Below are 22,610 nucleotides of genomic sequence, written 5' to 3' on the forward strand. Positions count from 1 at the left end.
CTTTCTTTCTGATCGGTAAAGAAAAAATCCCCACGGGTATGGGGACTATACGTCATCATATCGTGCATAAAATGCATGAATCGCTTGGGCAAACGTATATTTTTTTTCCGGCAAGTGATAGGACACAGGAACACCGTATGTTTGCGCATATGATCGTGCATGAATCGTTGGTGGATATGGATTTATGCCTGATACTTGCCAAATTTTCATCGGCACAATCGGCGGATAAAGTGGTGGAAGCCATCGTTCAACTTCTTCTTGCCCATACGCTTCCTTGAGTTGACGCAACAACCGTTTATAAAAAAATTTATGTTCTTTTTCATATTGCAGTTGCGCCTGTAAATGTAAACAAGGATTTAATAGCGCAATTGCACGTATTTGATCATGCAAATCGTTCATTAATTGCAAAGCGACAAGCGCCCCCATTCCTTCCGCCAACACATAAATGCGTTCATTTAAAATTTCTGTTTTTAGCACATAATAAATTAGCTGCTTCGCTAGTTTCACCGCTTTTGGACTTCCCCAATTGGCACCGTACAAATGCGAATAAAAAATCGTATATCCATGTTGTAATAAATCGTGCAACAACTTGTTTTTTCCAACATGTTGCATCCATAAGCTCGTTTTATCGTCGACAAAGTGAGAAACGTCCCCTAAAAGAAGCAAACCAAATCCGTTCGGTCGATCTGGAACATGAATTGCACACCATTGCTCGCTAAATTGGAAAAATCGTTGCTTATCTGTCATAATCGTCCACCTTAAGCACATCATTGTACAATATATCGTATGCGATTTTCTTTTGCGTGTACTAGGCGTTATAATTTTTCGTTTTCGCACATCCATCATTTATGTTAAGATAAAAAAAGAGTGCAAAGGAGGGAGTTATATGCGCATTTTTTGGACGTTTTTTTGGACGTTTTTATTAGTCAACATGTTGACATACGTCGTTAGCTCCATGATCGGTGTGGCGTACCATTTCGCAACCGGTACAACATTGGCAGTCATTGCAACCGTTCTCATTTTGTTAATCGCGCAACTTATTCCAAACGACCCTGTCCATCATTAAAAAAAGGATAAACGGCATCTGTCCGTTTATCCTTTTTTTACAACTAATTGATCACCTTCGACATCGATCGTCACCGCGTTATAGTCTCCGATATGCCCAGCGACAATTTCACGCGCAAGCTTCGTTTCGATATGTTTTTGAATAAACCGTTTGAGCGGGCGAGCACCATATACATGATCAAACCCATGTGTCGCAATGTACGTTTTCGCTTCGTCCGTTAACGTGACTGTGATGTGACGCTCCGCTAACCGTTCTTCTAATTGTTTGATAAACTTCTCTACAATGCCTTTTACTTCACGTACAGTTAACGGCTTAAATAAGACAATATCGTCGATGCGGTTTAAAAACTCTGGTCTAAAATGCGCACGTAACTGTTTCAACACTTGTTCGCGCGCTTCTTCGTTTACCTCCCCGTGCGCATCGACCGCTTCTAACAACGTGTGCGAGCCAATATTGGACGTCATAATGACGACTGTATTTTTAAAGTCAACCGTTCTTCCTTGCGAATCCGTCATGCGACCGTCGTCTAACATTTGCAGTAAAATGTTAAACACTTCTGGATGCGCTTTTTCAATTTCATCAAGCAAAATAACCGAATATGGCTTTCTGCGCACCGCTTCGGTTAGTTGTCCCCCTTCTTCGTATCCAACATATCCTGGGGGCGCTCCGATTAAACGAGATACTGCATGTTTTTCCATATATTCCGACATATCGATACGAATCATTTGTTGTTCGCTATCAAACAACGCTTCCGCTAACGCTTTCGCCAATTCTGTTTTTCCGACACCTGTCGGACCGAGGAAAAGAAATGAACCGATCGGACGATTTGGGTCTTTCATGCCTGCACGCGCGCGCAACACCGCATCACTCACTAGCTCAACAGCTTCGTCTTGTCCGATAACGCGTTCATGTAAAATATTTGAAAGCCGCAATAACTTTTCTCGCTCGCCTTCCACGAGTTTTGTCATCGGAATGCCCGTCCATTTTGACACGATTGTCGCGATTTCTTCTTCCGTTACTTCTTCACGTAGCAAGCGTTGTTCGTTTTCACTTTGTTCCAATTGTTTCAATTGCTTTTCAAGCTGTGGAATGCGTCCGTGACGAAGTTCTGCTGCTTTATTTAAATCGTAATTGTTTTCTGCTTCTTCTAACTCACGCTTTGCTTTTTCTAACTGTTCACGCAACGTGCGCACGTGTTGAATCGCTTCTTTTTCTTTTTCCCATTGCGCTTTCATCGCGTTTGCTTTTTCGCGCAAATTTGCCAGCTCTTGCGATAGCGCCTGTAAGCGTTGTTTGCTCGCTTCGTCTTGTTCTTTTTTAAGCGCTGCTTCTTCAATTTCCAATTGCATCATTTTTCGCATTACTTCATCAAGTTCCGTTGGCATCGAGTCGATCTCTGTGCGAATCATCGCGCACGCTTCGTCAACGAGGTCAATCGCTTTATCAGGTAAAAAGCGATCAGAAATGTAACGATCTGATAACGTTGCCGCCGCCACAAGCGCCCCATCGTGAATGTTGACACCATGATGAATTTCAAATCGCTCTTTTAATCCGCGTAAAATTGAAATTGTATCTTCGACCGTCGGCTCTTCGACGAGCACTTGTTGGAAACGACGTTCGAGCGCTGGATCTTTTTCAATATATTGACGATATTCATCAAGCGTCGTCGCTCCGATACAATGCAATTCCCCGCGCGCAAGCATCGGCTTTAACATGTTACCAGCATCGAGCGCACCGTCTGCTCGCCCTGCACCAACAATCGTATGCAGTTCGTCAATAAATAAAATGATACGACCTTCGCTTTTCTTTATTTCATTTAATACCGCTTTTAACCGCTCTTCAAACTCTCCGCGAAACTTGGCTCCGGCAATAAGCGCACTCATATCGAGTGCAAAAATCGTTTTATCTTTCAATCCTTCTGGCACGTCTTTTCGGACGATGCGCTGCGCGAGTCCTTCGACAATTGCCGTTTTTCCGACGCCCGGCTCCCCAATTAAAACCGGATTGTTTTTCGTCTTGCGCGATAAAATGCGAATGACGCGGCGAATTTCGCTATCTCGGCCGATGACCGGATCTATTTTTCCCGCTTTTACTTCTGCGACTAAATCGCGACCGTATTTTTGCAACGCTTCGTATGTAGCTTCCGGATTTGGACTAACCACGCGTTGATTCCCCCTTATTCCCATAATCGTTTGTAGTAGCTTTTCTCGGTCAATACCGTAGCGCGACAATATTTGTTTCGCTTCTTTATCGTCAACGAGCGTAAGCAACAAATGTTCAACCGATACATATTCATCTCTCATTTGTTTCGCTTCTTGTTCTGCCCGCACAAGCCATTGTTGTAAACGATTTGTTACATATATTTTTCCCGCCTCTGAACTCGAAATGACTTGCGGTTTTTTATTCAGCTGTTTTTTCCATTCATCTAACAGCGCCGCAACAGGAACGGACATTTTCTCGCATATGCGCCGTGCAAGCCCATCTTCTTGTTCAAAAAGCGCGATGCATACGTGTTCGACGTCGACTTCTTGATGTTGATTTTCCGTTGCTAGCGTTTGTGCACGCCCGAACGCCTCTTGCACTTTTTCCGTCATTTCCATCGTTCTCACCCCTTTGACTTTGACTTTATTTGACCTTTATCTATTACGTATTATAACGAGAAAGCCACCCTTATGCAAGGATGGCTTACGGTTTTGGAAAGTACGTCCAAATACGATTATGATTTGACGTCTCAGGGAAACGGTCACCTGCTTTTAGCTTTAATTTTTTCGGATTTTTTACTTGATCCCCTGTTTCACCAATTTCAATATATATCCCGTTGTTAGGTGCTTTTTGCCCTGGGCGAAAATGTCGACTTTGTCCCATCCGTATCCCTCCTCATCGTCTCATCATTTTATAATATGTCCGTTTGGCTTCGGAAACATGATGAGAAATAACGGATGGGCATCCAAATGCTACAGCAACGAAACGAGTAATGCTTTTTGTGCATGAAGACGATTGCTTGCCTGTTGGAAAATGTACGACTGTTTTCCATCGATGACACCTTCCGTCACTTCTTCTCCACGATGGGCTGGCAGGCAATGTAAAAACATAAAATCTTGTTTCGCTCGTTGGACGAGTGCTTCATTCACTTGAAACGGTGCAAATATGTGCATCCGTTCGTTCGCTTCTGCTTCTTGCCCCATGCTTGCCCATACATCAGTGTATACGACATCCGCGTCAGCAATCGCCTCGTACGGATCGTTTGTGACAACGATCGTCGCTCCGCTTTCGTTTGCGATCTGCTTCGCTTCTTTAACAATCGCTTCTTTCGGCTCATATCCTTTCGGTGAAGCGACCACACAATGCATGCCGACTTTTGCAGCAGCCAGCATTAATGCGTGTGCCATATTGTTTCCATCGCCAATGTAGGCTAGCTTTAGTCCTTGTAGTTTTCCTTTTACTTCATAAATCGTCAATAAATCAGCAAGCGCTTGACACGGGTGATCGTCATCAGTTAACCCGTTAATAACTGGAATCGTCGCATAATGAGCAAGTTCCGCGACTTTTTCATGCTCAAATGTGCGAATCATAATGGCGTCGACATATTCGGACAATACGCGCGCCGTATCGGCAATCGTTTCTCCGCGCCCAATTTGCAAATCGCGACTGCTTAAATGAAGCGCATGTCCGCCTAATTGCACCATACCTACTTCGAACGAGACGCGCGTTCTCGTTGACGGCTTTTCAAAAATCATTGCCAACGTTTTGCCGCTTAACGGCGTATACCGCTCCCCGTTTTGTTGTTTTTCTTTTAATTCAACAGCTAAATGAAGCAAATATTCAATTTCTTCTTTTGAATAATCCGCTAACGTTAAAAAATCTTTTCCTTTTAATTGAATGGTTGCTGTCATGTTCATTTTCTCACCACTTCACTTATTGTTTTTAACCAATCTTGAATCGAACAAACGGAAAAATCTTTACTTGACCATGCTTGTAAAAACAATTTCGCTGTTTCTTCTTCCGTTAACACGAGCACATGGCGAGCGAGCGCTTGTTTTCTTCGCCCCGCACTTTGTTCATCACGCATAAAGCTAACAAACGCAAGCGCCTCTTTTTTCGCGACCCATTGTTCAAACGGCTCATCTGTTACAATCGTTACTCCTTGTTGTTGCGCTTGTTCAATAAAGGACTTCGCATCCGCTGGCGCATCGACGTATATTTCATGCGCCTCTTTTTTCTTCACGAGATATGGATAAAACGCTTTATATGCTGCTTCTTCGATCGTTTTGGCGATGCTAATGCCTTCGCCTGTCGATTTCATTTCTGGCCCAACGAGCGGGTCGACACCCGGCAGTTTGTATGTCGAAAACACCGGATATTTTAAGACAACATACGGGATACAAACCGTTTGTTTGACGTCTTCCGACAAATATTTCCCAAGCAATACGTTTGTCGCATGTTGAACCATCGGTACCCCTGTCACTTTACTAACAACTGGAACGGTACGACTTGCCCGCGGATTCACTTCTAATACGTACACTTCGCCGTCTCGTACGATAAACTGAACGTTCATTAATCCTTTAAAATAAAGCTTTTTTGTGATTCGTTTCGTATAGTCGATCATTTTTTCTTTTTCTTCTTTCGTAAACGATTGAGCAGGCAACAATGCATAACTATCGCCCGAATGCACCCCCGTTTTTTCGACATGTTCAATGATCGTCGGAACAAACGCGTCATATCCGTCACAAATCGCATCAAGCTCGCCTTCTTTTGCGCGCACATATTCGTCAATTAATACAGGATAAACGATGCCTTGCTCTACAAGGGCAGAAAGCTGTTGTTTATCGTGAACAATATGCATCCCTCTCCCGCCAATGACATACGATGGGCGAAGCAAAAGTGGATATCCAATTTCTTCTACTTTTCTCCATAATTCCGTTTCATCGTTTGCCGTCGCCCCTTTCACGTGTGGGATGTCAAGCGATTGAAGCAACGTATAAAAACGCTCCCGATCTTCCAACTGATCGATCGTATCGCTATTCATTCCAATGATGGAAACGCCATACGCTTCAAGTTTGCTTGCTAAATTAATGGCCGTTTGCCCACCAAATTGCACGATGACCGCTTTGACGTTTTCCGCTTCCACCACATTTAATACGTCTTCGACGGTGAGCGGTTCAAAATATAAACGATCCGCTACCGTAAAATCGGTACTTACCGTTTCAGGATTGTTGTTGATTAAAATCGCTTCATAACCCGCTTGTTGCAAAGCGTACACACAATGAACAGAACTGTAATCAAACTCGATCCCTTGCCCAATACGAATCGGTCCTGAACCGAGAATAAGCATTTTCGGTTTGTCGCTCGTTTGCACTTCACTTTCGCCAAAATATGTTGAATAATAGTATGATGTTTCAGCTGAAAATTCTGCTGCACACGTATCGACCATTTTATAAGCTGGAACAATGCCATACGTTTTTCTTTTTTCGCGCACATCTTTTTCAGCGACGTTCCATATATGAGCTAAATACGCGTCAGAAAATCCTTTTTCTTTTAACGTCCGAAACGTTTGTTCATCAATCAAATGAAGCGTCGTTTCTTTCGCTCGTTGTTCAAGCGCAATAAGCTGAGCGAAACGCGTTAAAAAATACAAATCGATTTTCGTCCATTCATATATTTGCTCCGTTGACATGCCGCGCCGAAGCAGCTCTAAGATCGCAAAAAAGCGCCGATCGTCTCCCGTTTTTACGATGTCAATTAACATCTTCGTCGGCTGTTTTGCCATTGTTGGTGAATATAAGCCAATATGGTCTAACTCAAGCGAATGAAGTGCCTTTTGCAACGCTCGCTCGAAATTGCGATCAATCGCCATTACTTCTCCTGTTGCTTTCATTTGCGTCCCGAGACGACGATCGGCAAACGAAAATTTATCAAACGGAAAGCGCGGAAATTTGACAACGACGTAATCGAGTGCAGGCTCAAAGCTCGCATACGTATGTCCCGTCACCGGATTAATAAGCTCGGCTAGCGTATAGCCGACCGCCAATTTCGCCGCCATTCTAGCGATCGGATAACCGGTCGCTTTCGATGCGAGCGCAGACGATCGACTCACACGCGGATTGACTTCAATTAAATAATACTTTTTACTTTTCGGATCGAGCGCAAATTGAATGTTGCATCCACCGACAACGCCAAGCGCCGAAATAATTTTAATCGCAGCGGAACGCAACATATGATATTCGACATCCGTCAACGTTTGCGACGGGGCAACAACGATCGAATCGCCCGTATGAATACCGACAGGATCAATATTTTCCATATTACAAATCGTAATGCACGTATTCGTATGGTCGCGCATCACTTCATATTCAATTTCTTTAAACCCCGCGACGCTCCGTTCCACTAAACATTGCGTAATCGGGCTTTCCTGCAATCCTTTTGTGACAATGTCAACAAGCTCATCCATCGTTTCGGCAATGCCGCCGCCTGTTCCACCGAGCGTATATGCCGGACGGACGATGATCGGAAACCCGATTTGTTTTGCGAATTGCACCGCTTCTTCAACTGTCGTTACAATTTCGCTTTCTGGCACCGGTTCATTTAATTCATACATTAACGCTCGAAACGCTTCGCGGTCTTCACCACGTTGAATCGATTCAATCGGTGTACCGAGCAAGCGAACGTTATATTTTTGTAAAATACCACGTTCATGGAGCGCAAAAGCCAAATTCAGTCCGGTTTGCCCGCCAAGCGTAGCCAACAGCCCATCGGGTCGCTCTTTTGCGATAATTTTTTCCATACTTTCAACGGTCAGCGGCTCAAAATATACCGCATCCGCATGCACTTCATCGGTCATAATTGTCGCAGGATTGTTGTTTGCTAAAATGACGCGGTATCCTTCTTCTTTCAATGCTAAACAACCTTGCGTTCCTGAATAGTCAAACTCCGCTGCCTGCCCGATGACGATCGGCCCTGAACCGATGACAAGAATCGAGCGAAGCGTTGTATCTTTAGGCATACACTTTCTCCTTTCTTGCTGCTTTCATCATGTCGACAAATTCTGCAAAAATAAATTGCGTATCATTCGGTCCTGGATGCGCTTCAGGATGGTATTGCACACATAAAATCGGTTTCGTTTCATGGACAACGCCTTCGACCGAACCGTCGTTCACGTTAATAAACCGAACAGAGAGCGGCGTATGAGCTAAACTTTCTGCTTTCACGACATAGCCATGATTTTGTGACGTCATCAACACTTTTTTCGTTTTCGCATCATATACCGGCTGATTCGCCCCACGATGCCCAAACGGCAATTTTTCCGTATCCCCCCCGTAAGCGAGCGACACGAGCTGATGTCCTAAACAAATCGCAAGCGTCGGATACCGTTCAATGACAGCTAAAATATTGGGCAGCTCACGCGACAACTGTTTCGGATCCCCCGGTCCGTTCGATAACAACACCCCGTCAGCATCGAGTTGCTCAACCGTTTGGAACGGCGTATTGTACGGAACGACGGTGACACGACACCCATGATCGATTAACGACTGAACGATTGATTTTTTGTAGCCAAAATCAAATAAAACAACATGCATATGACCGTCTCCGTACGTTTGTACATCCGATGTACTGACGAGTGGAACAGGCGCTCGTTCCTCCATTTGCACGCTCGCCTGTCGGCTCGTTGAAATGACAGCAGGCATCGCCCCATGTTCACGAATTTGTTTCACAACCGCTCGCGTATCCACATGCGTAAGAAGGGGGACGTTCCATTTTTGCAAATATTGCTTGAGGCTATAGGCCGCTTCGTAATGATGTCCCGTCTCTTCTGCTTCATAAACGATGACAGCTTTTACATGCGGCTGTTTGCTTTCAAAATCGACTTCATTAATCCCGTAATTTCCAATGAGCGGATACGTAAAAACAATCATTTGATTTTTATACGACGGGTCTGTTAACACTTCTTGATATCCTGTCATTCCTGTAAAAAAGACAACTTCTCCCGCAATATCTCCCGTCCACGCTGTTTCTAAATTGCCGACAAACGTTTTGCCGTTTTGTAAATGTAAATACGCTTCCATTTCAACACCCCAACCGAATGTTTATTAAACAAAAAGAATTTTTATTCATTTATGCGTATAAAAAATTGCGTTCATATAACGTTAACGCTTCTTGTAACATATCAACTGCTTCATCAAGCTCTTCTTTCGTGACAATGAGCGGTGGTAACAGACGAATCACGTTCGGCCCTGCGGCTAAAACAAGCAATCCTTTATCGTGAATATGTGGTAAGATGTTTGCGACTGGTTCGCGACATACGATGCCAATCATTAACCCTAAACCGCGTACTTCTTGAACGATGTGAACGTCTTTTAATTGCTCGGCTAATTTACTTTTGAAATATATTCCTTTTTCCTGCACTTGTTGTAAAAATGACGGCTGTGCTACGATCTCAAGCGTTGCTTTTGCTGCTGCCATCGCCAAAGCGTTGCCCCCAAACGTAGAACCGTGTACGCCAGCGCTAAATGTTGAAACGACATGTTTTTTTCCGATCATCGCCCCAACAGGAAATCCGCTTCCTAACCCTTTCGCAATCGTAATAACATCAGGTGAAATGTCAAACTGTTCGTAAGCGAATAACGTTCCTGTTCGCCCGATGCCCGTTTGCACTTCATCGACAATCAACAATGCTCCATACGTTTGACAAAGCTGTTGTGCTGCCTGTAAAAATGATTTTTCTCCGACGACAACACCGCCTTCACCTTGCACGACTTCCACCATGACAGCCGCTACCGTTTCATCCATTTCTCTCTGAAGGGCATCGATATCGTTAAACGGTACATACACAAACGTCGGCAACAACGGGCCAAAGCCGTCATGAATTTTCGCTTGCCCTGTTGCTGACATCGTCGCAAACGTACGCCCGTGAAACGACTGTTCACACGTAATGATTTTCGAACGTCCCGTATGTTTGCGTGCAAGCTTGATCGCCGCTTCGTTTGCTTCCGCTCCGCTATTGCAAAAAAATACTGCATCGCCAACAGAATGTTGAACGAGAAGAGAAGCGACTTCTTCTTGAATCGGGAGATGAAATAAATTGGACACGTGCCATACTTCATTTAGTTGCGCCTCAAGCGCTTGTTGCACTGCAGGATGGCGATGACCGAGATTGCATACGGCAATCCCTGCGACAAAATCGAGATATGATGTTCCGTCTGTTGCGATAAGTTTCGTCCCCTCAGCTTTTGCCACCGTAATCGGGAATCGTTGATACGTTGGAAAAATCATACGTACACCTCTTTCTTCATCATCGTTCCATGCCACGTTCCTTCTTTATAAAATGAAGCCTTTCCGCTCACAATCGCCACTTCTTGAACCGAATGGAGCGCGTGAAGAGCAGCTTTTACTTTCGGAATCATTCCACCTGAAATTGTTCCATCAGCCATCATTGCCTCAATCGTTTGAGCAGTTGCTTCTTTAACAACTTCTCCATTTTTTAAAATACCAGCGACGTCTGTGACAAAAACGAGTTTGTCAGCCGAAAGCGCCTGCGCAATGGCAGAGGCGGCTGTATCGGCGTTAATGTTGTACGTTTGTCCACGTTCATCCACACCGATTGGCGCAATGACAGGGACGTATCCGTGACGCAACAACATATGCAACATTTTCGCATGAACGTGTACGACTTCTCCTACATAGCCGAGCGTTTGTACGTCGATCGGTTTCGCTTGTAACAAGCGATCGTCGACACCGGACAAACCAACCGCACGAATGCCGTTTGTTTGCAAAAGTGAAACGAGCGTCTTGTTCACTTTTCCGTTTAACACCATTTCAACAACGTCTAGCACGTCTTTTGTCGTTTTTCGCAAGCCGTTGACAAATTCGGACGGAATGTTGAGCGCCTGTAACAAATGCCCAATGTCTGGTCCACCACCATGAACGATGACAACATCAAGTCCACTTTCTCTTAGTTGTTTAACGCTCGTAAAAAACGATGGAGATAACTCATGAAGCACACTGCCGCCGCATTTAATGACAATCACAACGATCCCACCTTATGTGCGATAGCTCGCATTAATTTTAATGTAGTCGTACGTTAAATCGCATCCCCATGCGATCCCTTCTCCTTCGCCGACATGCAAATCGACTGTAATCACCACGACATCTTCCATTAGAGCGGCTTTCGCTTCTTGTTCTGAAAACGGCATCGGTTGGCTTTGTTTTAACATGTGAATCGAACCGATCCATACGTCGACACAATCTGGTTTGATGTATGCTCCGCTATGTCCAATCGCACCGATAATACGCCCCCAATTTGCATCTGCCCCATATACTGCTGTTTTCACCAAATTCGATCCGACGATATGTTTCGCCGCCCATTTCGCTTCTTCGTCTGTTTTTGCTCCTTTTACACGCGCCTCAATTAATTTTGTTGCGCCCTCACCGTCACGTGCAATTTGCTTCGCTAAATGTTCACACGTTTGGCGAAGCGCTTCATAAAAGTTTTCCCAATCCGGATGTTGCGGGGAAAGCGTCTCATTGCCTGCCAATCCGCTTGCCATGACGATGACCATATCGTTTGTTGACGTTTCTCCGTCGACCGTAATTTGATTAAACGACACATTTGTAATGGAGCGCAGCGCATCTTGTAATACGTCTGATGGGATGTTCGCATCCGTCGTAATAAAAGCAAGCATCGTTGCCATATTTGGATGAATCATCCCCGAACCTTTTGCCGCCCCTGCAATAGTCACGACTTGACCGTCTACAACCGTTTCGTAACACGTTTTTTTCATAACAAGGTCAGTCGTTAAAATGGCCGTTTGAAAATCAACTGCACTATCCCATTCCGCCTTCGGTTTCAATTTTGGAATGCTCGCACGAATTTTTTCCATCGGCAAATACTCACCAATGACTCCTGTCGATGCGACCGCTACGAGATGCTCATGAAGTCCAAATGTTTCCGCACACAACTTCCGCATTTCGTACGCATCTTGTAATCCTTGTTCTCCTGTACATGCATTCGCATACGCGCTATTGACAATGACTGCTTGAAGTTTTTGTTCTACCGCAATGCTTTGTTTCGTCACTTGCAAAGGGGCTGCTTGAAACACATTTTGCGTATACACTGCCGCACATGTTGCCGGCACGTCGCAAACAATCACCCCTAAATCTTTTTTCGTATAACGCAGTCCCGCATGCACACCAGCGGCTTGAAATCCTTTCGGTGTAACAATCGTTCCATCGGCTATATATTTTACTTTTTTTTCTTTCACTTTCACTTTTCTCCCCCCATTTACGGATACATCGGCATCGCCGTCAGTCCCGTTTGTTCGTCGAATCCAAACATCACATTTGCATTTTGAACGGCTTGCCCTGCCGCCCCTTTCATTAAATTATCGATCACGCTCACAACAGTAATGCGATTCGTGCGCTCATCATAAGCAATCCCAATATCACAATAATTTGAGCCATATACGTCTTTCGTACATGGGAACGATCCAGCTTCCCGCACGCGCACGAACGGGCAATGTTTGTACGTTTCTTCATATAACTCTATTATTCTATCAACCGATACGATACATGCCGCTTCCGCATATATCGTCGCCATAATGCCGCGCGTCATCGGAATTAAATGCGTGCTGAACGTAATCGGCCCAATTTGGTCATTCCAATCGCCTAACATTTGTTCAATTTCAGGAATGTGTTGATGCGTATTCACTTTGTATATTTTTACGTTTTCATTCGTTTCTGCAAAATGAACGCCAAGCGACACCCCGCGCCCTGCACCAGACACACCTGATTTCGCATCGACAATAATCGAATCAGAAACAACCCATTTTTGAATGACGAGTGGCGCTAATCCGAGCAACGTCGCTGTCGGGTAACAACCGGGATTGGCAACGATATTCGCCTTCGCAATATGCTCACGATTCCATTCCGTTAAACCGTATACAGCCTGCTTAAACATTTCTTCACTCGGTGGCGTTTTTTTATACCATTTCGCATATACGTTCCCGTCACGCAAACGAAAGTCTCCGGATAAATCGATGACTTTATGCCCTGCTGCCAGCAATTTCGGCGTCCATTCGCTCGATACGCCAGGCGGTGTCGCTAAAAACACAAGCTCGCCTTCGATATCATCGCTTCGAATATCACGCAAGACGAAACGCTCCTCGATATGCGGATACACGTCATGTAGCGAAACACCTGCTTGTGAAGATGAATGAACAGAAACGACATGCATATGCGGATGATGTTGCAATAAGCGAATGAGTTCAATTCCCCCGTATCCTGTCGCTCCAATAACGGAGACTTTCATTAACCTGTTCCCCACTTTCTGTATATTTTATAAATTTAGTTATCATTATAATACTGTATAAAAATAAAATCAAATGTATATTTAAATATTTTTCGTTTTTCCCATTCATTTATTGACGCCGCATCTGTTTTTCTTTTTAATGGAATTAGATAACAACAAAAGGTGGTTAGCATATGACAATTCAACCGATCTCCTTATCCGAGCTTCTTTCCCTCCCTCACCATACGATCGACATTCAAAAAGGAGAATATATTTTTCAAGAAGGGGAAGCGGCAAGTGAGCTGTATGTTGTATGTACAGGAAAAGTACAATTGAGTAAAACGACTGAGGAAGGGCGCGAACTGTTGCTTCGCATTTGTGAGCAAGGGGACGCGTTTGGGGAGATCGTTCCGTTTCAATCGATGTGCGTTTGTACCGTTAGCGCAAAAATGATGGAGGCGGGGACGTTAGCTGTCATCAACAAGCAACAACTCGAAGAAAAATTGACGACAGACCATGCGTTTGCGTTGCAGTTTATGCAATGGATTCATTTACAATTACAACGGATGCAAACAAAAGTGCGCGATTTAATTTTGCACGGAAAAAAAGGTGCGCTTTATTCCACACTCATTCGTTTAGCGAATAGCTACGGCGTTGAAACAGAAGACGGTATTTTTATCGATCTTCCGATGACGACACAAGAACTCGCCAATTTTTGTGGCAGTGCACGCGAAGTCGTCAGCCGCCTGTTGAAAGAATTAAAAGAGCGTGGCGTCATTTCTTTCGAGAAAGGGAAAATGACGATTTACGATATACAATTTTTAAAAGATGATATTCGTTGCGAAGGTTGTCCAATCGACATATGCAACATGAAATAAACGGGTGTCCGAAAAATGAAGACACCCGTTTTGCATCATATTAATAAACGATCATCACAACAAGCGCAAAATAAACAGCATTGACAATTTCATAAATCCCTACTTTTTTAATCGACAACGCTTTTCCATAAAAATAAATCGCCCGTACGGCGCTCGGCACATACGCGAAGGCAAGCCAACCGTTTCCTGTTGCAACACATACGACAACGACAAATAGATGAAACAACCATGACGCCCACTTATAGCGTGGATTGTTTTTTTCGCGAATCATCGTTTTCACGTAAAATGTGCTTCCGATGAAAAACAAGACGGAAGCAATAAATAAAAACAACGCTTTTTCATCCATATGTCCCGTACCGATGTAGTAACTCCCAAGTCCACCAATGGAAAAGTTGATAATGGCAGCGACATCGTTTACAAACGCACGCTCTTTTTTCTTTTTCGCAAAATACATATTTACAATAAAGAACGGAAGCATCGCTAAACCGAAATAAATGAGCGACGGTTTGTAAGCAAGTGGAAATGCGACAAAAATAAGCGCGATCAACATATATGTTGCAAACCATTTTTTATGACGAACAGTTGCTTGTTTTTTTATCATTAATGTCCATATATATGTGGCTAAATATAGGAAAAACCATGCGACAAATAACGGAAGATGAAGCCATGTCGCTTGACCGATATCGATGCCGAATAAAAACGGAATAAGTAACATCGCCCAAGCGCCATGTTGTTTTGGAATCATCGTATCCCCTCCTTCATCTTCGATTGTACCACTCTCCTTCTTTTTTCTTTGTGACGTCTGTCACATTTTTTTATAAATGTGTGACAAACCATTGAACCGTTTGTAAAAACGCTTCGCGCGTCACTTTATGTCCCGCATGTTCATCAATTAGCATCGTAAGCGGCTGATGAAACGGCTCAATTTGTTTATAAAAGGCGTATGTATAATCAAACGGAACGACATCATCTTGTTTTCCGTGCCAAATAAAAAGCGGACGGCCATTTAATTTTTCAGGTTGCAATGATAAATCGTATGTCATTAACGTGTTGCGCAACGATTCAAGTTGCTGCCTAGAGAGCGGCAACGTCATCCCTTTTCTTTCTGCAAATTGCAATTGTAAATCAAAAAACGTTTTATAGCACGGACTTCCCATCAATGAGCCGGCGACGCGAATCCAATCGTATTGCGTAAGTGCCCCGAACGTCACAATGCCCCCCATCGATGTACCAACGACGCCAATGCGCTCACGATCGACAAGGTTTCGTTCGACTAGTTCATTTTTTATGTCCTCTAATTCACGAATAGTCGTTAATACAATATCCCAAAACGACAAATGAAGTTCATCGTCAGAAAGCGGATTTGGACGTTCCCCATGATACAGCGCATCCGGCAACACGACGCGATATCCAGCTTCGGCAAGCAAATAGCCGAAATGAAGATTATGTTCTTTTGCGCTCGTAAAACCATGAATAAAAATGACAAGTGGACGCATATGATGGATATCATCTTCTTTTACGACATGTAAGCAAGGAATGTTTGCGATCGACTCGCGAATAATGGATACCATGTTCTCATCTCCCATATGATGTTTTAACATTATATTACCATATAGACAAATATTTTGGAAAAACGATACACTGAATGAGGAATAATTTTAACGAAAAGGGGAACGGTTATGGAACAACATTTAATTGCAATTGATTTAGATGGGACGTTGTTAAAAGATGATAAAACGATTTCTTCACGTTCTTATGATGTTATTCAAAAAGCAAAAGAGGCGGGACATGTCGTCGTCATCGCAACAGGTCGCCCGTATCGCGCAAGTAAAATGTATTATGAACAACTCGACTTAACGACACCGATCGTCAATTTCAACGGTGCATTCGTCCATCATCCGAAAGATGACAGCTGGGGAATGTACCATACGCCACTTCAGTTAGAAACAGTAAAAGAAATTGTTGAAGTAAGCCGAAAATATAACGTACGCAACATTTTAGCTGAAGTGATGGACGATGTTTATTTTCACGAACATGACGAGCAATTACTTGATTTGTTTAATTTAGGAAATCCAAATGTATATATCGGAAACTTACGTGACATTTTACGAAAAGATCCAACGAGCATTTTAATTTTATCTGACGAACAAAACGTCGGGCGCATTCGCACATATTTGTCTGAAGTGCACGCAAACGTCATCGACCACCGCAGTTGGACAGCCCCGTGGCACGTCATTGAAATCGTCCGAACCGGCATCCATAAAGCAGTCGGTCTTGAAAAAATTGCTTCCTATTACGGTATTCCACGCGAACGCGTCATCGCTTTTGGCGATGAAGATAACGATATCGAGATGTTAAAATGGGCTGGATTAGGTGTCGCGATGGGCAATGCGATTGAACCGCTAAAAGCGGTCGCAGACGATGTGACAAAAACGAACGAAGAAGACGGGATCGCTGTTTATTTGCAATCATTATTAAAGTTATAAAAAATTCCCTTACGTATTGTGACGTAAACATGAACAAACTATCATCGACGCCATATGCGTCACAAGCGGCAAACAAGGGGGCATATCGTGTGGGCAAACGAAATAAATCAAAACGTTTCGTTCAACAAGGTGCTGATGCGGTTTATAAACATGATGAGCGCATTCCGTATCATATGACGTATGAAGAAGCGGAACGACGCAAAGCAGAAGAAGCGGATCATACGAATCTCGGGGGATTTTAATATGGGTAATCCGTTATTTCAACAAGCAAAAAGAGCGGTCGCTAAAGCAAAAGAAGAAAAAACAGAACGCGCCATCGCTGTGGCGAAAAATGCGCTCTCATCCGCCTTTGCGAATGCGAACGATGCGGAGCGAAGACAGTTGCACGATTTGCAAGATGAGCTCGATACATTGTAAAAAGCTGCGCGTCACGCGCAGCTTTAATCTTTTCGGAAAAACCCGACAACTTCTGTCGTTTGCATAATGTTTGTAAACGCCTTTGGATCGACTTCTTTAATAATTCGTTTTAAATCAAACAACTCATAACGTGTAATAACGATCATTAGCATATCTTTATCTTCGTTTAGAAATGCCCCTTTTGCCGGAATGACGGTAATGCCGCGAATCATTTGTGACTTGATCGCTTGCTTCATCTCTTCCCCTTTTGTCGTAATAATAAGTGCGGTAAGCTTTTGATGGCGCGTATGAATCGCATCGATGACACGCGTCGTCACATACAGCGTCACAAGCGTATATAACGCCTTTTCCCAGCCGTACATATATCCGGCTGTTAAAATAATGATGGAGTTGAGTGCAAAAATGTACGTCCCAACAGAGCGATCGTTTACGCGCGACAACACAAGGGCAATAATATCTAAGCCACCTGTTGACGCCCCCCATTTTAACGTCCAGCCCGTTCCGACTGCCGCAATCACCCCGCCGAATACTGCATTCAGTAAAATATCTTCAGAAAGTGAACGAACCGGGATAAGCTCAAGAAAGAGCGACATGACTACAACGCTTAAAAAGCTATAAAACGTAAAAGATTTACCCACTTTCTTCCATCCTAAAATAGCGACCGGAATGTTGAATAAAAAAAGCAACAAACCTGTCGAAAGCGCATAAGGTGTGTAGTCGCCCACGACTTTGGAAATAAGCTGCGCCGCTCCAGCAAACCCACTCGTATATACGTTCGCTGGAATTAAAAATAAATTCATGCCGATGGCGTTTAATAATCCGCCAATGACGACGACAAACAGTTTTTTTACGTCCACAGAACATCCTCCTACAAAGCACTAAAATTGTTTTTTTTCCTTATAACCGCTACACTTAAAATAAGTATGTACATAGGGGTGATTGAAATGAATATTAAAATTATAGCGGATAGCGGGTGCGATTTGCCACTTTCTTTTATAAAAGAAAAACAAATTGCTTTTTTACCGTTAGCTGTTCATATAAACGGTCACGACTACGACGACCAACTAACGATTCAACCAAAGCAAGTGTACGACGCGATGCGTAACGGAGATGTACCGAAAACGTCGCAAGCAAAACCAGCGCAAATGGAAGAGCTATTTACGACGCTCGCCAAAGAAAACATTCCTGCCATTTATATCGCCTTTTCCTCTGCTTTATCCGGTACATATCAAACAGCGGTCATGATAAAAAACGATGTGCTTGAACGATATCCTGACGCGAAGTTAACGGTTATCGACTCGAAATGCGCATCGCTCGGTCTTGGGCTTGTCGTGAAAAAAGCCGTTGAGCTTGCAGAAAGCGGTATCGCATACGAAGATGTCGTGACAACCATTGAAACGTATTGTCGCCATATGGAACATATTTTTACCGTTGATGACTTACAATATTTAGCGCGCGGCGGTCGCGTCAGCAAAACAGCAGCATTTGTCGGTGGGGTACTAAACATTAAACCACTTCTTCATGTCGAAGATGGGAAGTTGATTCCGATTGAAAAAGTGCGTGGGCGGAAGAAAGTGCTAAAGCGCATGGTCGAGATCATGCGAGAGCGCGGAGCAGACGTACAAAACCAGCTCATCGGCATTAGCCATGGCGATGACGAACAAACGGCGCTCGAACTAAAAGCGATGATTGAAGAAACGTTCGGCTGCAAACAATTTTTCATTTCTGAAATCGGCGGCGCCATCGGAGCACACGCCGGACCGGGAACGATCGCCCTCTTTTTCTTGAATAAACAGCTTGCGCAATGACTACACTACCCTTTAAAGGGGGCGAACATATGACGAGCGATAACGACAAAAAAGCAAAAGACAATAACGCGAAACGACACGAGAAAAATATGGAGCGCGAAAAAAACCGCCAAGCTGGCAAACGCGCCTATTCAAAAGAAACGAACCATTTGTAAAAAAGATGCTCGCGCGGAGCATCTTTTTTACTTCATTTGAAACTTTGCCATCATTTTTTGTAAGTCGTCTGTTAGTTGGCGCAACGTCGTCACTTTTTCGCTCATTTTTTTGAACGCTTCTAATTGCTCAACCATCGACGCAGCAATTTCTTCGCTACCTGCTGCGGACTGTTCGACAACGGCACTAATGCTTTCGACGTTTTGCAAGACGTTTTTACCAAGCTCTTTCGATTCGTCCATACCGATCACAAGCGCTTGCATGTCTGTTGTAATATGTTGTACTTTACTTTCAATTTGTGCAAACGCATCGGTTGTCATCTCAATCGCTTTCGTTTGCGCTTCCGCAATATTTACCCCACGGCGAACCGCCTCGGTCACATTCGTTAACCCCGATTGAATGAGCTGCACCATCTCAAAAATTTGATTTGTCGCTTTCGACGATTCTTCTGCAAGTTTGCGCACTTCTTCAGCAACGACGGCAAACCCTTTCCCCGCTTCTCCTGCTCGTGCTGCTTCAATCGCTGCATTTAACGCCAATAAGTTCGTTTGTGTCGCAATATCAGATACCGCTTTTGCCATATCTTCAATTTTGCTTGCATACGTCGCAAACTGTTCCGTCGATTGTTCGATTGAGGCGGTCGCCTTTGCATTTTCATCAATAAATGCTTTTTGTTCTGCTAACGCTGCTTGACCGTGCACAATCGCTTCTACCGCTTCGTCACTATAACGCGCCGCTTGTTCCGTACGCGCAACGTTTTGTTGTACAGTTCCTTCCATGCGTTCAATGAGCTGTACTGCACTTTGCAAGTCTTCCGAAATGCTTTGCGCCCCAGCGGATAATTCATTCGTCGAGACAGCGACTTGATTGTTAATTTCTGTTAACATTTTTGTTTCTTCATCAATTTCTTTCGCAAACGTCTCGACTTGCTTACTTACTGTATCGACCGACTGAAGCAAACCGTTTAGTTGATCAGCCATCGTTGTAAACGCTGCATTTAAATCAGCAAGCTCATCTTTCCCATTATATTTCACAGGCTCGATGCGCAAATTGCCGCTTGCGATTTGCTTCGCGTTTTCAGCAATTTTTTTGAGCGGCGTTGTAATTTTTTGCGTTAGACGGAATCCGCTAAATCCAGCAAACAATAACACGATGACAATCGCAACGAGCGAAATGGTAATGACGCCTGAAATTTGCTTTTGTAACGTTTGTTGCATATACGTATAATATTCAGCGACATACGTGCTCACGACGTATATGTCGTTTAATACTCCTTCTGCCCGCATCGATTGGCGGCGAATTTCCGCTACATTTCGCGCATCAAGTGCCGCTTTCGATTCCGCATCAAGCGCCGCAAATTTTTTATTCGCCTGTTCAAGTGCAGAACGGAAATACGGTTGAGTTAATCCTTTATTTAACGCTTGAAGTAGCTTTTCCGATTCCGCTAAATGAACAAGCACTTCTTGTTTATTCCCTTCTGTCGGGCTATACGCATAGTTGCTTAAACTTTGCTTCGTCGCCTTCAATTCTGCTTGTAAATGTTGCGCCTTCATCATGAGTGGCACAAAATCTTGATTGGACGATTGAATCGACAGCATATTCATAATAATAAACACAATAATGGCGCCCGCAATAACTGGCGTGGCTAATGAATGAAATAACAATCGCTGTTTAATGGACATCGTATCCCTCCTTTATTGTGCGATGCCGTTCGTCGCTTTTTCTTTCCATTTTTCAAGCGTTGCTTGTTGTTCTGGAGTGAATGTCACAACGCGAATCGGTGCTAAATCAACACCGTTTTCTTTTAAGCCGAGTTCGACCGTCCCTTTAGGCACTTCTTTCTTTTCGACATATTGTTGAATAACCGTATATAGCGCCACATCGACATTTTTTAACATCGATGTCACAACCGCTTTTTCCGCATAAAAATATTGGTCGCTATCGACACCGATCGCATATTTTTTATTCATCTCTGCCTCGCGTAGCACCCCGACGCCTGTAAACCCAGCCGCCGCATACAACACATCTGCGCCAGCAGCAATCATTTGTTTTGCGATGTTTGCTCCGAGCTTGTCGTCACCGAAATTGCCTGCGTACACTTCTTGTACCTTCGCTTCTGGCTTCACCGCTTTTACCCCTTGAATAAAGCCGTTTGCAAATTTGCGAATTAAAGGTACATCCGCTCCGCCAACAAAGCCAACGTTGTTCGTTTTCGTCAACATGCCAGCGACGACGCCCGCTAAAAAGCTTCCTTCATCTTCTTTAAACGTAATCGAAGTGATGTTTGGTAAATCAGACACCGCATCAATTAATATAAATTGTTGTTTCGGATATTTTTTCGCGACTTTTTCTAAATCTTGTTGCACCATAAACCCAAGTCCGATGACGAGATCGTTTCCAGCTTCAACAAGTTCCGTTAGCCCTTTTTCATACGTTCCCGTTTCTTTTAACTCGCGATAATCAAAAAAGACGCCAAGTTCATCACGCGCCTTCATCAATCCTTTAAACGCCGAATCGCTAAACGATTGATCACCGAGTCCGACGTCCGACAACATAATGCCCACTTTTATTCGCTCTTTCGGTTGAAAGGAACTCGTTTGTGAACACCCTGCGGCAACGAGCAAAACGATTGCCACGATGAGTGAAAATACTTTTTTCATAAAATTTCCTCATCTCCTTACTATTCGATTAAATCTCACTTCATTTATTATATCGACATCGTTCGACGTTTTGTTTACTTTTTATATATAAAAATTTTGTAAAGTTGTTCGTATGCCAACAATCGACTATAATGGAAACACAACGAATTTATGCCGAGGTGATCAATATGTCAAAAGAAAGTTCATTTGATATCGTGTCAAAAGTCGATTTGTCGGAAGTCACAAACGCCGTCAACATCGCGTTAAAAGAAATTCAAAACCGCTACGACTTTAAAGGGAGCAAAAGCGACATTTCGCTTGAAAAAGATGAGCTTATTCTCATTTCTGACGATGAATTTAAGCTTGAACAACTGAAAGATGTGCTCATCGGCAAACTTATTAAACGTGGCGTCCCTACAAAAAACATTCAATACGGAAAAGTGGAAGCTGCGTCTGGCGGAACGGTGCGCCAGCGTGCGAAACTCGTTCAAGGCATCGACAAAGACAACGCGAAAAAAATTAACACAATCATTAAAAATACAGGGTTAAAAGTAAAAAGTCAAATTCAAGAAGACCAAATTCGCGTCAGCGGCAAAAGTAAAGACGATTTGCAAAAAGTAATCGCCGCGATTCGCGAAGCAGATTTACCGATCGACGTCCAATTCGTCAACTACCGTTAAGAAGGCGCGCTGCCTTCTTTTTCTTTTCTAATTAAAAATAGTTGAATATTTCTAAAAAATCAGTTACATTTATGAATAACTTCATACAACGTCTTATCGAGAGAAGGGGAGGGACTGGCCCGATGAACCTTCAGCAACCTGACGATCGTCAAGGTGCTAAGTCCAGCAAGCGATTCGCTTGGAAGATAAGAAGGAGCGCTTCA

General features: G+C 43.6%; 23 protein-coding genes and 1 riboswitch. Of the genes, 8 read left to right on the forward strand and 15 right to left on the reverse strand.

What is annotated here, in order from left to right; all coding sequences use genetic code 11:
* Positions 1–45: 45 nt before the first annotated feature.
* A complete protein-coding gene (locus BO219_RS00300; protein ID WP_077427642.1) occupies positions 46–747 on the reverse strand; it encodes a hypothetical protein in 702 nt (233 codons plus the stop codon).
* A 139-nt stretch (positions 748–886) separates the two neighbouring features.
* Here BO219_RS00300 and BO219_RS00305 point away from each other — a divergent pair, with 139 nt between their 5' ends.
* Positions 887–1,066, forward strand: coding sequence for a YjzD family protein (locus BO219_RS00305; RefSeq protein WP_006318851.1), 180 nt, complete (start codon positions 887–889; stop codon positions 1,064–1,066).
* 26 nt (positions 1,067–1,092) lie between these two features.
* Here BO219_RS00305 and clpB read toward each other — a convergent pair whose 3' ends face one another.
* From clpB to argC, 9 genes are all read right to left on the reverse strand, one after another.
* Positions 1,093–3,666, reverse strand: a complete 2,574-nt coding sequence (clpB, locus tag BO219_RS00310) for an ATP-dependent chaperone ClpB (protein ID WP_077427644.1) — start codon at positions 3,664–3,666, stop codon at positions 1,093–1,095.
* 85 nt (positions 3,667–3,751) lie between these two features.
* A complete protein-coding gene (locus BO219_RS00315; protein WP_003395421.1) occupies positions 3,752–3,931 on the reverse strand; it encodes a YjzC family protein in 180 nt (59 codons plus the stop codon).
* A gap of 89 nt (positions 3,932–4,020) precedes the next feature.
* Positions 4,021–4,965 carry an ornithine carbamoyltransferase gene (gene argF, locus BO219_RS00320; protein WP_171699830.1) on the reverse strand — a complete coding sequence of 315 codons (945 nt, stop codon included), beginning with the start codon at positions 4,963–4,965 and terminating at the stop codon, positions 4,021–4,023.
* On the reverse strand, positions 4,962–8,066 hold the full coding sequence (locus BO219_RS00325; RefSeq protein ID WP_077427646.1) for a carbamoyl phosphate synthase large subunit: 3,105 nt from the start codon (positions 8,064–8,066) through the stop codon (positions 4,962–4,964). Before BO219_RS00325 ends, argF begins: the two co-directional genes overlap by 4 nt.
* Entirely contained in the window at positions 8,059–9,126 is a 1,068-nt protein-coding gene (locus BO219_RS00330; RefSeq protein WP_077427648.1) for a carbamoyl phosphate synthase small subunit, read from the reverse strand. Before BO219_RS00330 ends, BO219_RS00325 begins: the two co-directional genes overlap by 8 nt.
* A 49-nt stretch (positions 9,127–9,175) precedes the next feature.
* Entirely contained in the window at positions 9,176–10,333 is a 1,158-nt protein-coding gene (locus tag BO219_RS00335; RefSeq protein ID WP_077427650.1) for an acetylornithine transaminase, read from the reverse strand.
* Positions 10,330–11,088, reverse strand: coding sequence for an acetylglutamate kinase (argB, locus tag BO219_RS00340; protein ID WP_077427652.1), 759 nt, complete (start codon positions 11,086–11,088; stop codon positions 10,330–10,332). The genes BO219_RS00335 and argB overlap by 4 nt, the downstream gene beginning before the upstream one ends.
* Positions 11,089–11,100: 12 nt before the next feature.
* Positions 11,101–12,327, reverse strand: coding sequence for a bifunctional ornithine acetyltransferase/N-acetylglutamate synthase (gene argJ, locus BO219_RS00345; protein ID WP_077427654.1), 1,227 nt, complete (start codon positions 12,325–12,327; stop codon positions 11,101–11,103).
* Between the two features lie 14 nt (positions 12,328–12,341).
* A complete protein-coding gene (argC, locus tag BO219_RS00350; protein ID WP_077427656.1) occupies positions 12,342–13,367 on the reverse strand; it encodes an N-acetyl-gamma-glutamyl-phosphate reductase in 1,026 nt (341 codons plus the stop codon).
* Between the two features lie 173 nt (positions 13,368–13,540).
* Here argC and BO219_RS00355 point away from each other — a divergent pair, with 173 nt between their 5' ends.
* Entirely contained in the window at positions 13,541–14,224 is a 684-nt protein-coding gene (locus BO219_RS00355; RefSeq protein WP_077427658.1) for a Crp/Fnr family transcriptional regulator, read from the forward strand.
* 40 nt (positions 14,225–14,264) lie between these two features.
* Here BO219_RS00355 and BO219_RS00360 read toward each other — a convergent pair whose 3' ends face one another.
* The gene (locus BO219_RS00360; RefSeq protein WP_077427660.1) at positions 14,265–14,969 is read right to left on the reverse strand and encodes a YwiC-like family protein; all 705 of its coding nucleotides are present in this window, start codon (positions 14,967–14,969) and stop codon (positions 14,265–14,267) included.
* A gap of 70 nt (positions 14,970–15,039) precedes the next feature.
* Positions 15,040–15,795 carry an alpha/beta fold hydrolase gene (locus BO219_RS00365; RefSeq protein WP_164970089.1) on the reverse strand — a complete coding sequence of 252 codons (756 nt, stop codon included), beginning with the start codon at positions 15,793–15,795 and terminating at the stop codon, positions 15,040–15,042.
* 108 nt (positions 15,796–15,903) lie between these two features.
* On the opposite strand from BO219_RS00365, the gene BO219_RS00370 reads away from it, so the two are divergent.
* The 3 genes from BO219_RS00370 to BO219_RS00375 all read left to right on the forward strand — a co-directional run bounded on the left by BO219_RS00370 (position 15,904) and on the right by BO219_RS00375 (position 17,127).
* Positions 15,904–16,710, forward strand: coding sequence for a Cof-type HAD-IIB family hydrolase (locus BO219_RS00370; RefSeq protein WP_077427664.1), 807 nt, complete (start codon positions 15,904–15,906; stop codon positions 16,708–16,710).
* An 89-nt stretch (positions 16,711–16,799) separates the two neighbouring features.
* Entirely contained in the window at positions 16,800–16,952 is a 153-nt protein-coding gene (locus BO219_RS14605; RefSeq protein ID WP_198936602.1) for a hypothetical protein, read from the forward strand.
* Between the two features lies 1 nt (position 16,953).
* Positions 16,954–17,127, forward strand: coding sequence for a DUF3813 domain-containing protein (locus BO219_RS00375; RefSeq protein WP_077427666.1), 174 nt, complete (start codon positions 16,954–16,956; stop codon positions 17,125–17,127).
* Positions 17,128–17,150: 23 nt separating this feature from the next.
* On the opposite strand, the gene BO219_RS00380 is transcribed toward BO219_RS00375, so the two are convergent.
* Positions 17,151–17,984: a YitT family protein gene (locus BO219_RS00380; protein ID WP_006318886.1), complete on the reverse strand. Its 834-nt coding sequence runs from the start codon at positions 17,982–17,984 to the stop codon at positions 17,151–17,153.
* Between the two features lie 87 nt (positions 17,985–18,071).
* On the opposite strand from BO219_RS00380, the gene BO219_RS00385 reads away from it, so the two are divergent.
* Positions 18,072–18,935, forward strand: a complete 864-nt coding sequence (locus BO219_RS00385; protein ID WP_077427668.1) for a DegV family protein — start codon at positions 18,072–18,074, stop codon at positions 18,933–18,935.
* Positions 18,936–18,964: 29 nt separating this feature from the next.
* Entirely contained in the window at positions 18,965–19,090 is a 126-nt protein-coding gene (locus tag BO219_RS00390; RefSeq protein ID WP_003395443.1) for a DUF3941 domain-containing protein, read from the forward strand.
* Between the two features lie 27 nt (positions 19,091–19,117).
* Here the strand turns inward: BO219_RS00390 and BO219_RS00395 are convergent, their stop codons facing one another.
* Both BO219_RS00395 and BO219_RS00400 read right to left on the reverse strand, forming a co-directional pair.
* Positions 19,118–20,770 carry a methyl-accepting chemotaxis protein gene (locus BO219_RS00395; protein WP_077427670.1) on the reverse strand — a complete coding sequence of 551 codons (1,653 nt, stop codon included), beginning with the start codon at positions 20,768–20,770 and terminating at the stop codon, positions 19,118–19,120.
* A 12-nt stretch (positions 20,771–20,782) separates the two neighbouring features.
* The gene (locus tag BO219_RS00400) at positions 20,783–21,748 is read right to left on the reverse strand and encodes a BMP family lipoprotein (protein ID WP_077427672.1); all 966 of its coding nucleotides are present in this window, start codon (positions 21,746–21,748) and stop codon (positions 20,783–20,785) included.
* Positions 21,749–21,915: 167 nt separating this feature from the next.
* On the opposite strand from BO219_RS00400, the gene BO219_RS00405 reads away from it, so the two are divergent.
* Positions 21,916–22,407, forward strand: a complete 492-nt coding sequence (locus BO219_RS00405) for a YajQ family cyclic di-GMP-binding protein (protein ID WP_021094041.1) — start codon at positions 21,916–21,918, stop codon at positions 22,405–22,407.
* 90 nt (positions 22,408–22,497) lie between these two features.
* Positions 22,498–22,599: riboswitch (SAM riboswitch) on the forward strand.
* Positions 22,600–22,610: the final 11 nt, after the last annotated feature.

The organism is Anoxybacillus kestanbolensis (genome assembly GCF_001996285.1).
Taxonomy (GTDB): Bacteria; Bacillota; Bacilli; order Bacillales; family Anoxybacillaceae; genus Anoxybacillus; species Anoxybacillus kestanbolensis_A.